Here is a 19,041-nt window from a genome sequence, read left to right as displayed (position 1 = left end):
AAATAATAGAACGGGAAGGGATTAGTACTATTTTATTGACATATTAGCATTCAACAAAAATAGATTCCTGTTTATTTATTTGCAACTCTCTTTTTTCATTTTTCAGCTGCAAAAATCTATTCCAGCTAATTTTTGTATGAAAGAATTAAATCCACCATTGTTTCTGGAGATTTCGTGTGTGAGACTTTTCTCATATTGGATACTAGAGTATCCCCATCTTCCCTGAGTGAATTGAAAAGTTCAGCCATGGAGTTTTCACTCAATTCCTCTTCTTGCATCACTTTTGCAATGCCAAGGGCTTCGAAAAGGGATGCATTCAATAGCTGATCCCCTCTGCTTTGAGAAGCGGATAAAGGAATAAGCAACATCGGTTTTAAGACGGACAACAATTCAAATATGGCATTCGACCCCGCTCGAGATACAGCATAATCGGATGCCGCCAATAAATGCGGCAGCCCTTCGGTCACATATTCAAACTGTGTGTAGCCCTTCATCTGTTCTAAAGACTCATCAATATTCCCTTTGCCGCAAAGATGGATAATTTCAAAACGATCGAGCACAGCATCCAATTCTTTTCGCACGGCGTTATTAAGCAATGCTGATCCTTGGCTGCCCCCCATGACGATAACTATCGGTTTCTCTCCTGTCAAACCTGCGATCCGCAGCCCTTCTTTCCTGGCGCCTTGGAATATTTCAGGTCTGATGACAGCCCCTACACAAGTTGCTTTTCCGGCAGGTACATAGTCAAGCGTCTGTTCGAAGACCGTAAAGATATGTTTGGAAAACGGCAGAGCGAGCTTGTTCGCAAGTCCAGGTGTAACGTCCGATTCATGTACGACAACTGGAATTTTTGCAAGCTTCGCGGCTAAAACGACAGGTACTGATACAAATCCGCCCTTCGAAAAAATGATTTCCGGCTGTACCTTGCGCAAAATGGAATATGCCTGCAAGACCCCGGCTCCTACCCGGAATGGATCGGAAAAATTCTTCATGGAAAAATACCGTCTTAACTTGCCGCTTTGGATTGCATGGTAGGTCACTTCTCGATGACCATCCTTTATCAATTCTTTTTCAATTCCGTCGTGGGAACCGATATAATGGATTTCATATCCTTTATCAATGAATTCGGGTATCAGTGCTTCATTTACCGACACATGACCTGCAGTGCCGCCCCCGGTTAGTAATACAACAGGCCGTTTCATGGCCATTCACCTCATCTATTCTCAAATATATGAATTCATCTTATTTGAACTCCATAGTCATTATAGCAAACGAACCATGGTACAATGGGGGTAATTTTGGATTAAAGGATGATTTACTTGCAAACTACCGTTCCATTTAATAAAAAGCCGTTAAAACTGGCGACAATTGTTATGCCAATTCTTATTACGCAGGTTGCCCTGTACATGATTACCTTCTTCGACATTCTTATGACTGGGCGATATGATACATACCATCTTGCAGGTGTAACAATCGGTTCTTCGTTTTGGGTGCCTGTCTATACCGGTCTAGCCGGCATCTTGATGGGGTTGACACCCATAATCGCCCAGCTAATAGGTTCCCGCCGGAACGGAGAAGTGAAATTTACTGTTCAGCAAGGTCTCTATGTGTCAATCGCCCTCGCTAGTGTCGTTTTCATGATCATTCGATATGGAGTTTCACCCATCCTCGAATCAATGCCGCTCGAAGAGGAGGTCCGGATTGTAGCTGCCGACTACTTGGAAGCTATGAGCTTAGGGCTGTTTCCGCTTTTCGCATACACCGTATTACGTTGTTTCTTCGATGCACTCGGCGCTACACGCGTCTCAATGGCTATCATTCTGTTATCAGCGCCACTTACGATTTTTACGAACTATCTTCTTATTTACGGAAACTGGGGTTTTCCTGAATTAGGTGGTGTCGGAGCAGGTTATGCAGCTGCGATCACCTATTGGCTCATTTTTTTCATTGCCTATGGTGTCGCTTGGAAACACAGATCGTTCAGCGAATACCAGCTATTCAATAAATGGGGCAAGCTTTCATTTGTAAGGTGGAAGGAGATATTATTCATCGGCGTGCCGATCGGAATTTCGATATTTGTCGAAACGAGCATATTTTCCGCGGTTACATTGATGATGAGTAACTATTCGACCATTGTTATTTCGGCACATCAGGTTGCCCTGAATTTCTCGTCTCTTCTCTATATGATTCCGTTGAGCATTTCGATGGGCGCAACAATTCTAGTCGGACAGTCTGTCGGCGCTGGGCAATTCCGTGATGCGAAGCAATACAGTTTCTTGGCTGTCGGTCTTGCAATTGCATTCAGTGCCATAGCCATCATCATCCTCCTCATCTTCCGGGAACAAATCGCCTCTCTCTATACGACAGACGTGCGCATTATCGGAATTGCGGCCCAGTTCCTCATCTATGCAGCGCTCTTTCAATTATCGGATGCAATCCAAGCACCCGTCCAAGGCGCGTTACGCGGATATAAAGATGTCAATATGACGTTTTTAATGGCGATTATGTCTTATTGGGTGCTGGGTTTGCCCATCGGCTATCTTTTGGCGACGTTTAGCGATTTGGGTCCATTCGGTTACTGGGTCGGCCTCATTTCAGGTCTGACGGTCGGAGCACTCGCGTTGTCACTACGTCTACTCCATATTCAGAAAAGAAAATTCAGGTAATAAGAAACCCGCGATACTAAATACTAGCTCGCGGGTTTTAATTTAATTTATTATACCGGTTCTCGTAATTTCAACATCGACTTTTACATTGATGTCGAGTTCAGAAAATGTATCTTGCCATTTCCCTTTTTTCCATAAGTGAGGATGGAACGCACGTACTGTTCTACCAAAGCCCACAGGGTCACTTTTCGCTTCCTGTAATTTCTTGATCACCTCATTAAAATCATTCGTCAGTTCTTTAGAGAGAAACCCCTCCAACTCTTTCCTTTTCTTCTCTTCATCTAAATGATTATAAGCAAATTCATTAACCTGGACTTTCATTTTATAGGCAGCATTGATCTTGCTATCCTTTATGTTCCACTTCTTATTGTACTTGACTAGTCCCACGGTAACCGGATACTTTTTACCTTCTTTTTCCCACTCGAATGTGAACATCGTCTCGTCCCCAGGCTTCTTTTTAAGAATTTGAATGATGGTTGACTCCTTTGTATCTAACGTGTGACCCGAAAAAACTTTGTCACTGAACAATGCGACTCCCGCCACTTCAGGTGTGCCTGTCGTTTCCGACATTTTCACGTAAGGTAATTGAAGGTCAATCCCTTCGTCTAATAGTAATCTGACAGCTAACTGGATATCTTCGTCAGGAATAATAGAAGCAAATATAGCAGTGTTTAAAGTTTCATCATAGTAATCGGGGACCTCTTTACCCATTTTTTCTGTCTTTTCCATAAAAGGAGCTAAATCCCCTTCCACTACGACAAAGCGACTGCTTAACCGGGTACGCGGCATTCTATAAGCGATATCGAAAGTCTCCAAGAGATCCGTCTTTACTGCTTTTGTAGAGAGAAGTACGACTAGAACTTGCGTAGGATCAAGTGATTCACTCGTCTTCCGATTTGCATCGAGCCGGGCTTCCTCTATGGAAACGCCGCTTCCTTCAACAGTCGAAAAGCTAATGCTATCAGGATTAGCCACTACAGCATGTGTAAAGTAGCCTGTCCATTTCCCGGGTTCTCCATCATAGCCCATTAGCGGGACGATGGTAATATCCTTGTATAGTCGTTCATCCCAACAACCTGCTAGTAGAAGTGAACAGGCGATAGAAACGAGTAAGATTTTCTTCATTTCCGCTTCCTCCGATTCGTAATTATAACGGTGACCGGAACGAGTAAGCCAAAAACAAGATACACATAAATGATCAAATCATTCAGTTGTTCCATAGATTGTTTGGACAAAAAGAGCATAGGCAACAAGACGAGGAGTATGTGCCAAATGATTGTATCCCTTTTGTCATGCTTAGTACTATGAAGCCGGTGAACATACAATGCAGCAAAGGAGATTATCGTTACGGTGACAATGGTCCATACCGTCCAAATGTATAAAAAAAACAAATCGAGGCGCTCAACAAAAGTAACTTCCTGTGCTTTTAATAGAAATAATAGCGGTTCGGGAATCCTTTCCAATCCCTTGGGAGTGAAATATAAGAGTATTATGACGACAGAGAAGAAAAAGAATAAGAACCACACCAGTTGATAGACAAATAACGGTCGACCTTTTATTTTCTGTTTCTTGTCAACATGCTTTCTGAAAAACAAATACAGTTCAATACCTATGAAAGCGAGCTGTGCTTTTAGTAGCCCTTTCGTCCATTCCACACTCGTCGACTCACCCACCGGAAAAAGATTCGTCCACACTAAATCTTTCCAAGCGAACTGTAGGAATACTAAAAATAATAATATTAGTGGAATTAACAAGACAGACAAGTTTATTACCGTTTCCGCCCTGCTTAAATTAGCATACAGAGATACACTGACTAGAACTGCGATAACAATGAATTGTGGTGTTTTCGGGAACCCCCATACCGCTAATGTATAATCGACATAGGCAAGATATACGATGGATACAAAAAGCCAATAACCTTTATACAACCATCCGACAATTTGACCAATCTTAAAATGTTTGTAATTTTGTTCATAGAAGAGCAACATCACATAGTGGAACGCCCCTGCAACGAGGAAGATAAGCCATGCATCCCTCCCTGCTGCATTGATAAAAGGAGACGGGAAGGAGAAAAATGATGATCCTGACTGGACTATAAAAAGAAGAAGAAAAAACTGACCTCTAGATATATTGAAGTTCAATTTCTATCCCCCTTCTTCCGCTTTCCTCCGCCGTGTTTAAATGTTTGTTGTTGCTTATGATTCTTATAATAAGGAAGCCTGAAGAAAATATTTTTAAAACGGGAAGGGTCAAATGGGACAACCGGTGATAGATAGGGTTGGTTCAGTGAAGATCTATTCAGTAAATGGATAAACAAGATGAGTGCTAAAATAGCGATGCCGAAAAAACCAAAAAATGTGGCAGCAAGCATGAATGGAAACCGGATTATCCGTATTGTCGTGTTCATTTCGACGCTCGGCACGACAAAGCTTGAAATTGCAGTCATTGCCACGACAACCACCATTAAATTCGACACGAGACCCGCATTGACAATTGCGTCTCCGATTACGAGACCACCGACTATCCCGATTGTTGGACCAATCGGCGCTGGTAGCCGGATTGTCGCTTCCCGGATGATTTCTATGAAAAGTTCCACAATTAGTGCTTCAATTATTGGACGATATGGGATAAATTCCACAGCTAATTTCACTTTTCTACTTAGGTCGAATGGCAAGATTTCCGAATGGAAGCCGACGACAGCAATGTAAAATGCGGGCAGGAAAACGGCGATCAGGAAACTGAATAATCGAAGCATCCGAAAGAATGATCCGACGATGACACGTCCATTAAAATCGTCCGGTGACTCATAAAACGAAAAAAAAGTGACCGGTGCAATGAGTGCTGAAGGAGACTGGTCCGTGAAAATGACAATTTTCCCTTCCAATAAATTCGCCACGGCACGATCCGGTCTTTCTGTGTTCAAAAACTGGGGGAAAGGAGACCAAACCGAATCCTCCAAATAATCCTCGATTTGTCCAATGCTGTATATTTTGGAACGATCAATATTTTTAAGTCGTGTTTTAACTTCGTTTACGACATTTTTATCAGCGATGGACTCGATGTACACATACGTAACTTTCGTATTCGTATCTGTTCCAATCAGTATATCCTTCCTAACTAAATCTGGAATGGGTAGATGCTTCCGGATAAGCGAAATGTTTTTGTCGATGCTTTCCACGAAACCTTCATGGGGACCGCGAATGACGAATTCATTAGTCGGCTCGGTCGTTGAACGTACTTCAAATGAGGGGATTGTAATGGTCATTAACAGATTCGTTGCAGGGAAAAAAATTGCAACAAATCCATTGGTAACACTATTGACCAATTTCGGTACTGAAAATGCTTCTACACTCGAGGTTGCGGTTCCCGCCCAATTTGGAAGTTCAGCAATTGAACGAAGTCGAAGAATCTCAATCTGCTTATTCACTTCGCTGCTTTCCGTCATTGTAGAGAAGAAACAGATAATCCCATCTCCATCTTTCCAAGTGATTTTCCGCACAATAAGATCTGCGGAATCATGGAAAAGGTTTTGTATATATAAAATCAAACTGTCATTCGATTTTACGTCATCCATGATATTCACCTCTTGGAAAAGTATGTGCCCAGCAAAAATGTTTTAAACGTTTTGTAATGGCTCATATATGGGAATCACCTGAATTGCATCAAAAAAGTCACCCTCTGTACCATGGCGGCACAAAGGATGACTCTTCAATTGCAATTATTTTTGAATGAACTGTTGTGTCCAATAGTTCCCGTTTGCATCGTAACCAATGCCGATATGAGTAAAGTTCGGTGTCATAATGTTTTGTCTGTGACCCGGGGACTCCATCCAAGCTTTCACAACTTCTTCAGCAGAACGCTGACCCATTGCGATGTTTTCAGCAGCAGAACGGTATGTAACGCCGTTCGCTTTCATTTGATCAAAAGGAGAGCCATATGTCGGGCTCGTATGTGAGAAGTAATTATTTCTCGACATATCTGTTGATTTTTGACGAGCAGAGTTCATTAAATTTTTATCGATTTGCAAAGGCTGCAATCCCGCCTTTTGTCTTTCGACGTTGGTCAAATCAAGTACCGCTTTTTCAATAGCGGAGATGTTTTCATTTTGCACAGTGTTTTTAACCGGTTTTTCCTCCAAAACAGGCTCTGCCTTTTCTACAGGTTTTGCTTGTTCAATCGGTTGAGGCTGTTGAACCGGTTTTGGTTGTTCTGCTGGTTTTGGTTGTTCTGCTGGTTTAGCCTGCTCCATAGGTTTTTCCTCTACAGGCTTTCTAACCGGAATTTCAGGTTGTTGTAGAGAAACCTCTATGTTTTTACCAAAATACTTTTCAAGTTCATTCAAGTACGTATTTATATACTGAGTAACCTCTTTTGAATTGTACGCAGAATAGTTCCCTTCATATACATAGTACTGAACGTTTTGCACTTTCAAGTCGTTATTGCTGTAAGAAGCTTCAGCATTGTTTGTGTTCGACAATAAGAACGCCGAACCGAGCAAGATGACTGCCATCGATTTTTTCATCTTATAACTCCTCCCTTCGCAAACTATCATAACGCATGGGAGAAGTAGAGAATCGGAATGAATTTCCAAAGGGACCAGTTAATTTCTGAACACGATGGCAAAGGCGGTTCTACAATAAGTGAATTGGATGGTTTTGGCTGATTCTACTATTATTTCATTTAATACGGGGTTGACAGTCACGCCACTGCTATTATTCCTTATACTCTATATCTTTGATTCCCTCTCCGATGATTACAAGTTTCGGTTCCATTTTTATATACTCCGGTAGCCAATTGACCATTCCGTATGCATACTGGAAAAGGTAGGGGTTTGTTATTCCTTTAACCGGCACGTAGCCTTTCATCCGATAAACTGTATCTGGTAGTGATTTGACCCACTCTTCGAATTCCTCTTTATCAACCGGCTCATCAAACGTTATCAACTTGGATGTCAAAGGTAGGTTCCGACCAGAAACGATGGAATCCCGTGTCGGTTTTGGAGCCTCACTGAGCATTTCTTCGATGAAGGAGAAAGAGATTTCTGCATTCGTAGTCTGGATAACGGGCGCAGCATTATTGAAATTGGAAAGTTCCATTGAAACGGTTGCTAATTCCGATTCTGACAATAAATCAGTTTTATTAGCCAAGAGAACATGCGCATGGCGAATCTGTTCCATGAATAATGATCGGATCTGAGGCGACATCTTATTCCTTTCCAGCCATCGTTTTGCGTCTGCCACAGTTACAATTCCTTTGAAATGCAGCCTTTCTGCGAAAATAGGCGAGAAAACAGCGTCTAACGCTTCTACAGGATGAGCTGCACCCGTCGTCTCAATCAATATGACATCGATGTCATCATTCTCTTCCAACAGTCCTTGCAGCTGCGCCTCCGTCTTTTCAGAACCGGTACAACAAATGCATCCATTTAAGAGTTCTTTCAATGGAATGTCTTTTTCCTTTCCGACTGTATCGGAGTCGATTGAAATAGATCCGAATTCGTTCATGAAAATCGCCGGTTTTTTTCCTTGTTCTTTCAGTTGGGAAATCAAATTCAGTAATAATGATGTTTTACCGCTTCCTAAAAAACCGCTTAACAAATATACGTCAATCATCTGTACCCCTCTTTTATACATGAAAAGCGCCCAACCGCGAGGAGTGGACGCTTTTCAATCATTTTTTGATCTGTTCCAATAAGACTTCTTTCGCTTTTAGCAACTGCGGATCTTCTTCATGGATTTTATTTCTCAGTTCATTCATCAAACCATATGTCGTATCGCCAACTAAAATGCCATCCGCTTTTAACGACAATGCTTTTTGGAGTTCTGTGACCGCTGTCTGCGTCGTTTGATCGAACAGACCATCGATCTCTCCCGGATCATATCCGACAGCGCTCAGCATTTCCTCAGCTGTCTTGATTGCAGGTGATACCATTCCCTCTTTCATTTCCATTGACGGATCAAGGAATGGGAGCGTGGCGTAAGATGGGTACGGGACTTCGATGTCAGGCTCGATTCCTTTTTCATGTATCCAGTTGCCATTCGGTGTCAACCATTTGGCTGTTGTCAGTTTCAAGTTGGAGCCGTCCGGCAAATCTTTTGGTGTCTGGACAGTTCCTTTCCCATATGTCTTAATGCCGATAAGAGGTACATTTGCAGATTCTTTTAAAGCGCCTGCCAAAATTTCAGATGCAGAGGCACTGCCGTCATCGATGATTAGTGTCACAGGGACCTCTACTTTTTTACCGTCGGATGCAACATATACTTCGGGATTATTTCCTTTGCCTTCATATTGGAAGAGGTTTTTATCCTTTTCAACGAATAGGTCAGAAATATCGATTGCCGTGTTCAGCATACCGCCTGGATTTTGACGGACATCCACTATAAGGCCGGCCATTCCTTTGTTTTCCATTTCATCCAACGCAGCCAATAATTCATCATACGTATGTTCAGAAAAGCTTGTTATATGAATATGTGCAATGTTGTTATCAAGCATTTCAGCATATACAGTTTCAATCGGAATGACGTCTCTTTCTATTTTCACGTCAAATGGCTCTCCAATTTCGCCTCGTCGGACGGAAAGAGTGACCGTTGTTCCCTTTTTCCCTCTAATTAGAAGGACAGCTTCTGATGAGGACATACCTTGGATGCTTTTGCCGTCTACTGCGATGATTAAATCATTCGGCAAGATGCCTGCGCGTTCCGCGGGCGAATTCTTTATAGGTGAAACGACATTAATATACCCGTTCAATTCCTGAATTTCTGCACCGATTCCTTCAAAACTCGAAGAAATACTTTCAGTTAATTGACGTGCTTCCTTCTCATTCAAATAGTCCGAAAAAGGATCGCCTAGCGCTTCAATCATCCCATTGATTGCACCATCGATAACTGCCGATTCATCAATTTCGTTATAATAGGTTTTTTTCATTTCATCATAAGCTTCATAAAGCTTTTTAAATTCCTTACGCTCTGCCGCCGGATTTTGAGGACTGACCACTTCAACGACCTTATCCTCCCCCGTCGTCAACGCAAAAAAAGTCACCGCGGCTGTCGCAAGAACAAGGCCGAATATGAGCATGACTAACGAGAACGGTTTCATTCGTATATAACGTTTTGCCGGTGGTTCGTAGTTCGTTTCAGCTTCAGGACCACCATTTTTCTCTTTTTCGTCCATCCCATTCCCCACTTTCATTCCCGTTATAACGGTTCATTCAAAAAAAGACCGCCGTTGATGCAGCGAGCGGTCCTCCGTTGCCTTATTATTGAATTGCAGCTTCAAGTGCAACAACAATCATGTCATTAAATGTCGTTTGGCGTTCTTCGGCAGTTGTGACTTCACCTGTAAGGATATGGTCGCTTACCGTCAATACTGCTAATGCCTGTCTTCCGAATTTTGCAGCCAATGTGTAGAGGGCAGCCGCTTCCATTTCGACAGCTAACACACCGTATTGCGCCAGTTTTTCATGCTCTGCATGCTCATTGTAGAAGAAGTCTTCTGTGAAGATGTTACCAACTTTCAACTTTAGACCCTTTTCCAGACCTGCATTATAAGCCTTGAGCAATAAATCGAAATCTGCTGTCGGTGCATAATCGACACCGTTGAAAAACGTCCGGTTGATTGGTGAATTCGTTGTCGCACTTTGTGCTAAAATAACGTCGCGCACATGCACGTCTTTTTGTATTGCGCCACAAGTTCCCACGCGGATCAATTTTTGTACATCATATTCTTGCATCAACTCATTAATGTAAATGGAAATTGACGGAACGCCCATACCTGTCCCTTGCACAGATATGCGCTTCCCTTTATATGTTCCTGTGTATCCGAACATATTCCTCACTTCATTATACTGTGTTACATCTTCCAAGAATGTTTCTGCGATATATTTTGCACGCAATGGGTCTCCCGGAAGGAGAATCGTATCTGCAATATCGCCTTTTTTCGCATTAATATGTATGCTCAATGTACACGCCTCACTTTCAAATTTCTTTTCTAATCATACAGTTAATCCTCATTTTATGCAATGAAGATGATGCTCCGGCCCTACTGGAACCGCTCTTTGTACAATGTATACAATTCATCGAAAACTATGCTTGGCATTTCGGGATCCGCTTTTTCCTCCAAGTAGCGGGAGAGAGGGTCGAAGCCTTTTTCATCTTTAGGAAAACTGTGATCATTGAACACCGCTTCTGCAAAAGTGGATTTTTCGTCGTCTTTCTTTCCGCCCCGAAAAGATAAGACAAATTGATAAAAAGAACGATCCATCTTACCCCTCCTTTCCGTCAGTAAATAAACGGGAATATTTCCCGTACCCTTCTTCTTCAAGCTCGTCTTTAGGAATAAATCGTAATGCTGCCGAATTGATGCAATATCGAAGACCTGCAGGCCCGGGACCATCAGGGAAAACATGTCCTAAATGGGAATCTGCTGTTCGGCTACGCACTTCCGTCCTCCGCATTCCATGGGTTGCATCGAAGTGCTCTGTCACTTCCTCGCTCTCAATCGGTTTCGTGAAGCTCGGCCAACCGCATCCTGCATCATATTTATCGTTGGAGCTGAAAAGCGGTTTTCCCGAGACGATATCTACGTAGATGCCCTCTTCATAGTGGCTATCGAATTCATTATTGAATGGCGGTTCCGTTCCATTTTCCTGTGTCACATAGTATTGCATATCGGTCAGTTTCATTTTAAGATCTTCCTTCATGATTGATCACCCCAATGTTCAGTTTTGAATTGCTCCCGTCCCGATCCGATAGAGTACCGTTTGTAGTGAGTAGGGTTTTTCGCATAATAGTTCTGGTGTCCTTCTTCCGCAGGATAAAATGGTTTTGCTTTTAAAATTTCAGTTTTGATCGGCTTGTCGAACTTACCGGAAGACGCAAGCTCCTGTTTCGATTTCATGGCTAGCTCTTCTTGTTCAGTTGAGTGGGTGAAAATCGTTGTTTGATATGATTCCCCTCGATCGAAAAACTGCCCCCCTGCATCTGTCGGATCAATCTGACGCCAAAAGATAGCAAGCAGCTCCTCATATGAAATTACAGAATCATCAAAGGTGATTTGAACTGCCTCACGATGTCCCGTCGAATTTGTGCAGACGAGTTCATATGAAGGGTTTTCAACATCTCCACCCGTATATCCGGAGATGACAGATAAGACGCCCTCATACCGATCGAAAGGCTTTACCATGCACCAAAAACAACCTCCGGCGAACGTCGCTTTTTGAATTGCCAATACTATCACTCCTCAATCATTGGGTATTGTCACTTCAAGTTCAATATTATCATTCACAAGATCGACCGATTTAGCCCGAACTTGTAAATTCCCTGCGATTTCCAGTTCCGATAAGTGGATGAATATTTCTTCCTCTTTAGGTCTGACGATCATCCATGGAGGCAACTTGAACGAATCGCGCAATACGCTTAAAACGGTCGACGGAGGAAGATTCAATGGGCCGATTTCCATAGAAGTCTGTTTCAGCATTAAATTTCCGTCTTTAAGAACAACCGGGTCAAAATGCATCATGAGGGGAAAAGTCATCCCAAATGCGGTCAATTCGGAATGGAGCATGACATCATCCTGCACTTCCATTGTTACAGGAAGCTTTTCACCCTTCATCGCTTTTCGGATATAATTATTCGCGAGCGCCTCCAAGTCATTACGGGTAGCCTTGACGCTCAATACACTGCCCTTTGGCGAATATTGATTCAACGGTGGAAGCGGATCCGAATCTCCTGGACCTTCAAGTAAAATCACTAATGCAATAATACCGGACACGATTATGCCGGCTAGCACGAAAAATGCTATTTTCCAAAGATTCACCAACGGTCACCTCTACATATCCAATTTTCCATCCGACAATTCCGTCAAACCGCATTGATCGATCTTTTCGATAAAGCGATTTGCCATCGATTCATATCCTTTTGCATTTGGATGAAAGAAATCGGAGTGGTATACCATGTTTTCATTGCTAACAAACAAGTCAACGACAGGCACGAAACAGGCCTTTCCGTCCATGATCGCCTGAATTTCAATTGCCTCATTCCAATCTTCGATGACCGTTTCAAATTCATTCGCTTCATCGGTGACGATGGATAACGGATTATATAAGCCGGCAACGACTATGACTGCATCACCATTTAATCCGCGTATCATCTTGAATATTTCATCGAGGCGATTTTCAAACTTGCCCAATTCGACATAAAACGGTTTTGCGGTCAAATTGAAAAGGTTCGCCTTGACGATTTTCATCATGTCATTTCCGCCGATTGTCATATAGATGACATCTGCCTTCTTAATTTGCGCCTGGATGTCTTCCTCTTCCAGTTGATCGATCAATTGGTCGCTTCGCCTTCCTCTTTTGGCCAAGTTTATTGAATCGATCTCTTCAACACCTTTCCAGTCATTCATTGCCAGTGCTACACGACCGAAATATCCGCTTCTCTTCAACTCATCTCCCACCCCTTGGGTAAGTGAATCCCCAAGCCCTATGACAGTAACCGGTTCGGGAATGAAATAGTCTGGTATGCGATAGTCCGATAGTGCCAAGCCTTCCCTTTCGGAAAATGAAGTTGTCTTATATATGGCATTTTCCTGGCATCCTGTTAAAACGAATGAGAAGACGATCAATAAGAAAATTCTTCTCATAAACACAGTTCCCCTTTTATTAAAATTTGAACCGCCTGCCAAGTGATCAGTCGGTATAATACATGAATCCAATCGCTCCTTCTCCCGTATGTGTGCTGATGATTGGCGAAGTGAAGGAGAACTTGACATCGTTCCATCCTGATTCTTCCATTAGCTGCATTAGCGGCTCAGCCATTGCCATTCCATTCGCATGGGAGATGCCGATTGAACGGATTATTTTGCCTGCCGTCTCTTCTTTGAAGGCTTTGAAAAGTTGCGCTACAACCTGCTTATGGCTGCGTGCTTTGCCTACTGGTGTATAGACGCCGTCTTGCAAAGTTGCAATCGGCTTTATATTCAAAAGAGAACCGATCAACGCCTTCCCTTTGCCGATACGTCCACCTTTAACGAGATTGTCTAACATATCGACGACAACGAATAGCGTCGTATTTTTACGTACATCAGCCAACCTCTTTACAATCTCGTCCACACTTCTCCCTTCACTGGCCATTCTGGCAGCTTCCACGACTTGAAACGTCAAAGCATGTGAAATAAACATGGAGTCAATGACAGTCACTTTCGAATCGGTCATTTCAGCAGCGGCTTCGGCAGATTTTACAGTTCCGCTCATTCCGCCCGTCATATGGATGGATATGATTTCACTGCCATCTTGGCCAAGGCGGTCGTATAGTTGTTTGAAAACGCCGGCGGCAGGCTGTGAACTCTTAGGAAGCTCATTGCTCCCTTTCATCTTTTCTATGAATGATTCTGGCTGTAAATCGACTCCATCGGTATACGTATTGCCGTCAATATGGATTGTGAGCGGAACAACATGGATATCATATTGGTCAATATAGTTTTCTATTAAATCCGCTGTCGAGTCTGTGACGATATGAATTTTTTTCAAGTATAGCACTTCCTTTATTATATTGGCGGCAGTCATAGTATGTTAGGATTGTAACTGCAAGGAGGTTTTATTATGTCCGAAGCATTTGATTATAAAAATCCAAGAGAGGAACTTTGGAATGCGATCACACACGGTATTGGATTTGCATTGAGCATTCCAGCACTTGTATTGCTCGTAATTGCAGGAATAAAACATGGCAGTGCAACCGCTATAGTCAGTTACACTATTTTCGGAGTGTCCATGGTGCTCTTGTTCCTAATGAGCACACTCCTACACAGTATGCCTGTAAAACTGAAACAATTGTTTTCCATTTTTGATCATTCCGCGATTTATATCCTAATCGCAGGCACATACACGCCATTTCTACTAGTCACGATCAAAGGAGCCCTCGGATGGTCACTTTTCGGAGTCATCTGGGGACTTGCCATTGCAGGAATACTATTCAAAGTGTTTTTCATCCATAAATACGAAGCTGTTTCACTCGTATTCTATATTGTGATGGGCTGGTTGATCGTTTCAGCCATTAAACCTTTATATATCAATTTGCCGATTGAAGGCTTCGTATTATTAGTGATCGGCGGAATCCTCTACACATTCGGTTCGATCTTCTATGCATGGAGGAAAATCCCTTTCAATCACGCAATCTGGCATATCTTTGTCATCGCCGGCAGTGCTTCCATGTTTTTTAGCGTCCTCCTTTATGTATGAGGACGCTTTTTTATTTATTTCTGCGTCTTATCATATATCAAATACGAATACGGTATCCCATCTTCAGTAAATTGGTCGGCCGATTGAGAAACAAGCTTCCAGCTATCGTCGATTTCAGGGAAAAACGTATCCCCATCAAACTCTTTGCGGATGACCGTTATGTATAAACGATCAGCAATATCCATCGTTAACTTGAAGATTTCAGCACCCCCGATAATAACAACTTCATCGGAGTACGATTTCCCTCGTTCAATTGCTTTGTGAAGATCATGGAACACTTCTGTTCCCTGGGCTGCATAATCTTTGTTGCGTGTAACAATAATATTCAATCGCCCTGGCAACGGTCGACCGATTGATTCAAACGTTTTTCTTCCCATAACCATGGCCTTGCCCATCGTTACTTTTTTAAAGTACTTCAACTCTTCCGGGATATGCCACGGCATTTTATTATCAATGCCGATCACCCGGTTAAGATCATAAGCTACAAGTAAAGAAATCATAGTATCATCCTCTTTCTAAGTTAAACCGCAATCGGCGCTTTAATTCTCGGATATGGATCATAGCCTTCAACTGCAATATCATCAATGGTCAATTCAAAAATGGATTTACCGTCCGTATTCAATTTCAATGTAGGCAGTTTTTTCGGTGTCCTTGATAATTGTTCCTTAACTTGTTCCATATGGTTCAGATAAATATGTGCGTCACCAAGCGTATGGATGAATTCTCCGACTTCCAAATTACATTCATGCGCGATCAGATGAACAAGCAATGCGTATGATGCAATGTTGAATGGCACACCAAGGAATACATCCCCGCTTCTTTGATAGAGTTGGCAGGAAAGTTTGCCGTTCGCAACGTAAAACTGAAATAGTGCATGGCAAGGAGGCAAAGCCATATCATTCACTTCGGATGGATTCCAGGCAGTGACAATATGTCTGCGCGAATCAGGATTTCGTTTTATCCCATCAATCAACTGATCAATCTGATCGATGACTCCCTCTCCCGCATTCCAAGATCTCCATTGCTTTCCGTATATCGGCCCGAGATCTCCATATTTTGCTGCAAATTCATCATCTTCAAGAATCCGTTTCTTATAAGCGGCCATTTCCTCTTTATATGTATTTGCGAACTCCTCGTCTTGAAGACTGCGCCTCCCGAAATCAGTCATATCCGGCCCTTCGTATTCCGAGCTTTCCACCCATTTTTCGAAACCCCACTCATCCCAAATCGGATTTCGGTCATTAATTAACGTTCGAAGAGTTGTGTCACCTTTTAAAAACCATAACAATTCTGAGGCAATCAGGCGGAATGCTGTTTTTTTTGTCGTCATCAAAGGGAATCCTTCTTGCAGGTCGAATCTCATCTGATAGCCGAACACGCTAATTGTCCCTGTTCCCGTTCTATCCTCTTTCACAGTCCCTTTTTCAAGGATATGGGAGCATAACTCTAAGTATTGTTTCATTGTTTTAACCCTCCTTGTGCTTACTTGACAGTATATCAAAAATCATAACCAATATCGCCTAGGCGGCATTGCATCAGGAGTTTTTATTGAACGTGGTCGATAAACCTCCTAGAAACCATTACCTTATAAACTGAACAACACCGGAACTCCTATCATTTAAACACCCTATCCGGGTTGCAATGTTCCAAAATAATTCTTGCTGCCGTTGCATATAGTAGGATTGAATACGATTAGGGGATGTGGTTACCATTATAGAAAGGGCACTGCTTTTTATCATTATTTTAAGAGTAATTTCAGGAAGCATAGAAATAACAGCTGCCGCATTTATGTTTAAGTTCAATGATTTGGAAAAAGCCTTTTATATTAATTCGCTGCTTGCTTTAGTAGGTCCATGTATTTTAATTGTTACAACTGGACTAGCCTTACATGGTTTGGCTGATAAAATTTCATTAACAAGAATGGTTTGCCTTTTCGCCGGAATTTCCCTCATTCTTTTTAGTTTGAAATCAAATTAAACGCTCATTATTTACATATCAGCATTATAAAAAGGACCCTTACAGCTCAACATTGCTGTTAGGTCCTTATTTTTTATTCCCCAGAAATGGACAGTAAAACCTTCACTGATTGAAGAATCGCTTTATGTTACTTTATTCGATTCTTCAATTTCATTGACTTTAATGAACTTAACAACAATGAACGTTAGGATAACACCGAGTACACCTGCGATAATATAACTTCCTTTAAGAAAATCTTTCATGGCTAGTGACATAATAGGAGGACCTGCTGCAACACCGATAAATCTTGCTGAACTATAAAAAGAAGAAACGGTACCCCTTAACTCCTTTTTTATATTTTCCGTAATAATTGCGTCAAGTGCAGGCAATAAAGCGCCAATTGCGATGCCCACTGCACTCGTGACGACTAACAGAAGGATAAGCTTTTTGCTCGTAAACCCAACGAAAATGACACTAGCTGACATTGCGATCAAGCAAGCAATCATTACTTTTTTAATGGTCGGTAGATTCCCTTTAATTTTTCGACCGGAAACAAAAGAAGCAACACAAAAAAATAAAAGCGGAATTGCAAGGACGAAACCTTTCTTAATGCCCTTTATATCATGGACTTTTTCCAGGTTTTCCGATAAGAAAAATAACATACTGAATAAAACCAGCATCACAAGAACCCCATTAAGAAATACGGTATACAGCCATTTGCCTTCTGTTTTAAATATTTTTTTTGTGTCACCTAAAAACTTTTTAAACTTTACTGGTTCATCTTTTTCTTTCGGAACTTTAACAAAGAAAAATATGAGTACAATTGAAATTAAACTGAGCGCTGAAATGGAGAAGAACGGCAGGAACCATAATATAGCGGCAAATACTGAACCTAAGATGGGGGCTAACACTTTTCCAAACGCGTTCGACGTTTCTATAATACCTAAACAAGAACTCGTTTTTTCGCTGTCATCTTGATATAGGTCTCCAACGAGTGGCAATACAATCGGCATGGCTCCAGCCGTCCCTATCCCCTGTAAAACCCGGCCGATAATAATAACCGAGTAAGGGTCCTCCATCTTCCACGAAGCAAAGCCAGCTACCAGACCTCCGATTAAAGAAACGATTAAACTAGGTAATATCACCATTTTTCGCCCAAAGCGATCTGATAAATAACCTGCTACTGGTATAAGGAAAATAGCCGCAACTGAATAGCTCGTAATGATCATACTCGATTGAAATGATGAAATTCCAACTTTGTCTTCCATTATAGGAAGCACGGGAATAAGCATGGAATTTCCTAGCGTCATGATGAGAGGAATTGAAGCCAAACTTACAATACACCAAACACTCACTTTATCAACACTTTTTCCCAAAACCACACCTCGTCCAATCAAAATTTTTGCTGATTAAAGGTATGGTTTCCTTACGTGTTTAATTTATGCGCTAAACCACTTTATACCTAATCCCTTCCCCATATCAAATCAATAATCACTCTTTTTCTCGGGACACGTACAATATATAAACGTCTAACAATCGTTGTAGATAACCATTGGCAAATCAATGCTTGAATGATAATTTCCCATACAATGACGTAACCAGTTATAACAAAGATGATGCCATTGATCCAAAATAGGGACTTTCCTGGATTGATTTTCTTGTACTTGGCAATAATCAACGCGATAACTCCTACGCCACCATTCGATACACCCTGTCTTAGAAGAATGGCAATTCCAGTACCCAAAAAAACAGATCCGAATAATAGGTCGAGCGAAACAGTTGAGAACGGGGAATCCATAGACACTTCAAACAGATTAACGGAGATTGAGGTGACGGTAATTCCAAAGAGGGTGCCAACTGTACTTTTGCCGCCGAGATAATGTAAGGCGAATAATAACATCGAAGCATTCATGATCCAAAGAGCCAGACTTAAAGGAATTCCGAACCAATAGTTCAACAATACTGTAAAGCCGCCCGCTCCACCTGAGGGAATATAGTTTGGAAACAGAAACACGCCCATTGCGAAGCCTTGGATAACGGCCCCTATTGTCACAAGAATATATTTTCTTAAGAAACTGCGAATGTTTTTAGCGGGTTGTCTATGAGTTCTTCTTTTCACTTGGCATCATCCTAATTAGGTATAGCACAATGGTTAGTGCTGCTTTAAGTCTATGCTTTGACAAAAGA

General features: G+C 41.9%; 21 protein-coding genes. 3 read left to right on the top strand and 18 right to left on the bottom strand.

The features are described 5' to 3' along the window. Nucleotides 1–125: 125 nt before the first annotated feature. Nucleotides 126–1,202: an undecaprenyldiphospho-muramoylpentapeptide beta-N-acetylglucosaminyltransferase gene (locus M3191_RS03765; protein WP_251698187.1), complete on the bottom strand. Its 1,077-nt coding sequence runs from the start codon at nucleotides 1,200–1,202 to the stop codon at nucleotides 126–128. A 117-nt stretch (nucleotides 1,203–1,319) separates the two neighbouring features. On the opposite strand from M3191_RS03765, the gene M3191_RS03760 reads away from it, so the two are divergent. Further along, nucleotides 1,320–2,666: an MATE family efflux transporter gene (locus tag M3191_RS03760; protein ID WP_435368134.1), complete on the top strand. Its 1,347-nt coding sequence runs from the start codon at nucleotides 1,320–1,322 to the stop codon at nucleotides 2,664–2,666. 42 nt (nucleotides 2,667–2,708) lie between these two features. Here M3191_RS03760 and M3191_RS03755 read toward each other — a convergent pair whose 3' ends face one another. From M3191_RS03755 to M3191_RS03695, 13 genes are all read right to left on the bottom strand, one after another. Next, nucleotides 2,709–3,791: a Ger(x)C family spore germination protein gene (locus M3191_RS03755; RefSeq protein WP_251698185.1), complete on the bottom strand. Its 1,083-nt coding sequence runs from the start codon at nucleotides 3,789–3,791 to the stop codon at nucleotides 2,709–2,711. Continuing rightward, nucleotides 3,788–4,807, bottom strand: coding sequence for a GerAB/ArcD/ProY family transporter (locus M3191_RS03750; RefSeq protein WP_251698183.1), 1,020 nt, complete (start codon nucleotides 4,805–4,807; stop codon nucleotides 3,788–3,790). Before M3191_RS03750 ends, M3191_RS03755 begins: the two co-directional genes overlap by 4 nt. Next, complete coding sequence (locus M3191_RS03745) at nucleotides 4,804–6,240, bottom strand: spore germination protein (protein WP_251698181.1); 1,437 nt, start codon at nucleotides 6,238–6,240, stop codon at nucleotides 4,804–4,806. The genes M3191_RS03750 and M3191_RS03745 overlap by 4 nt, the downstream gene beginning before the upstream one ends. A gap of 144 nt (nucleotides 6,241–6,384) precedes the next feature. After that, the gene (locus tag M3191_RS03740; RefSeq protein WP_251698179.1) at nucleotides 6,385–7,188 is read right to left on the bottom strand and encodes a CAP domain-containing protein; all 804 of its coding nucleotides are present in this window, start codon (nucleotides 7,186–7,188) and stop codon (nucleotides 6,385–6,387) included. Between the two features lie 190 nt (nucleotides 7,189–7,378). Next, the gene (locus M3191_RS03735; protein WP_251698177.1) at nucleotides 7,379–8,278 is read right to left on the bottom strand and encodes a CobW family GTP-binding protein; all 900 of its coding nucleotides are present in this window, start codon (nucleotides 8,276–8,278) and stop codon (nucleotides 7,379–7,381) included. A 58-nt stretch (nucleotides 8,279–8,336) separates the two neighbouring features. Then, nucleotides 8,337–9,836, bottom strand: coding sequence for a S41 family peptidase (locus tag M3191_RS03730; RefSeq protein ID WP_251698175.1), 1,500 nt, complete (start codon nucleotides 9,834–9,836; stop codon nucleotides 8,337–8,339). An 85-nt stretch (nucleotides 9,837–9,921) separates the two neighbouring features. Further along, nucleotides 9,922–10,623 carry a purine-nucleoside phosphorylase gene (deoD, locus tag M3191_RS03725; protein WP_251698173.1) on the bottom strand — a complete coding sequence of 234 codons (702 nt, stop codon included), beginning with the start codon at nucleotides 10,621–10,623 and terminating at the stop codon, nucleotides 9,922–9,924. Between the two features lie 80 nt (nucleotides 10,624–10,703). After that, a complete protein-coding gene (locus tag M3191_RS03720; RefSeq protein ID WP_251698171.1) occupies nucleotides 10,704–10,925 on the bottom strand; it encodes a YozE family protein in 222 nt (73 codons plus the stop codon). 1 nt (nucleotide 10,926) lies between these two features. Continuing rightward, on the bottom strand, nucleotides 10,927–11,364 hold the full coding sequence (gene msrB, locus M3191_RS03715) for a peptide-methionine (R)-S-oxide reductase MsrB (RefSeq protein WP_251698169.1): 438 nt from the start codon (nucleotides 11,362–11,364) through the stop codon (nucleotides 10,927–10,929). Next, complete coding sequence (msrA, locus tag M3191_RS03710; protein ID WP_251698167.1) at nucleotides 11,361–11,891, bottom strand: peptide-methionine (S)-S-oxide reductase MsrA; 531 nt, start codon at nucleotides 11,889–11,891, stop codon at nucleotides 11,361–11,363. The genes msrB and msrA overlap by 4 nt, the downstream gene beginning before the upstream one ends. A gap of 12 nt (nucleotides 11,892–11,903) precedes the next feature. After that, nucleotides 11,904–12,479 carry a YpmS family protein gene (locus tag M3191_RS03705; RefSeq protein ID WP_251698165.1) on the bottom strand — a complete coding sequence of 192 codons (576 nt, stop codon included), beginning with the start codon at nucleotides 12,477–12,479 and terminating at the stop codon, nucleotides 11,904–11,906. Between the two features lie 12 nt (nucleotides 12,480–12,491). After that, a complete protein-coding gene (locus M3191_RS03700) occupies nucleotides 12,492–13,304 on the bottom strand; it encodes a GDSL-type esterase/lipase family protein (protein WP_251698163.1) in 813 nt (270 codons plus the stop codon). Between the two features lie 46 nt (nucleotides 13,305–13,350). Further along, a complete protein-coding gene (locus M3191_RS03695; RefSeq protein WP_251698161.1) occupies nucleotides 13,351–14,190 on the bottom strand; it encodes a DegV family protein in 840 nt (279 codons plus the stop codon). Between the two features lie 72 nt (nucleotides 14,191–14,262). On the opposite strand from M3191_RS03695, the gene trhA reads away from it, so the two are divergent. Continuing rightward, nucleotides 14,263–14,898, top strand: a complete 636-nt coding sequence (gene trhA / locus M3191_RS03690; protein ID WP_251698159.1) for a PAQR family membrane homeostasis protein TrhA — start codon at nucleotides 14,263–14,265, stop codon at nucleotides 14,896–14,898. 14 nt (nucleotides 14,899–14,912) lie between these two features. Here trhA and M3191_RS03685 read toward each other — a convergent pair whose 3' ends face one another. Continuing rightward, the gene (locus tag M3191_RS03685) at nucleotides 14,913–15,398 is read right to left on the bottom strand and encodes a dihydrofolate reductase (protein ID WP_251698157.1); all 486 of its coding nucleotides are present in this window, start codon (nucleotides 15,396–15,398) and stop codon (nucleotides 14,913–14,915) included. A gap of 20 nt (nucleotides 15,399–15,418) precedes the next feature. Then, entirely contained in the window at nucleotides 15,419–16,360 is a 942-nt protein-coding gene (locus tag M3191_RS03680; protein ID WP_251698155.1) for a thymidylate synthase, read from the bottom strand. A gap of 239 nt (nucleotides 16,361–16,599) precedes the next feature. On the opposite strand from M3191_RS03680, the gene M3191_RS03675 reads away from it, so the two are divergent. Then, complete coding sequence (locus M3191_RS03675; RefSeq protein WP_251694532.1) at nucleotides 16,600–16,875, top strand: YqhV family protein; 276 nt, start codon at nucleotides 16,600–16,602, stop codon at nucleotides 16,873–16,875. Nucleotides 16,876–16,997: 122 nt separating this feature from the next. Here M3191_RS03675 and M3191_RS03670 read toward each other — a convergent pair whose 3' ends face one another. Beyond that, nucleotides 16,998–18,164: an MFS transporter gene (locus tag M3191_RS03670; RefSeq protein WP_435368145.1), complete on the bottom strand. Its 1,167-nt coding sequence runs from the start codon at nucleotides 18,162–18,164 to the stop codon at nucleotides 16,998–17,000. A gap of 152 nt (nucleotides 18,165–18,316) precedes the next feature. Then, nucleotides 18,317–18,973, bottom strand: a complete 657-nt coding sequence (locus M3191_RS03665; RefSeq protein WP_251698150.1) for a YitT family protein — start codon at nucleotides 18,971–18,973, stop codon at nucleotides 18,317–18,319. Between the last annotated feature and the right edge of the window lie 68 nt (nucleotides 18,974–19,041).

Source organism: Sporosarcina luteola (assembly GCF_023715535.1).
Taxonomy (GTDB): Bacteria; Bacillota; Bacilli; order Bacillales_A; family Planococcaceae; genus Sporosarcina; species Sporosarcina luteola_B.
This window is presented reverse-complemented; position numbering and strand designations above follow the sequence as displayed.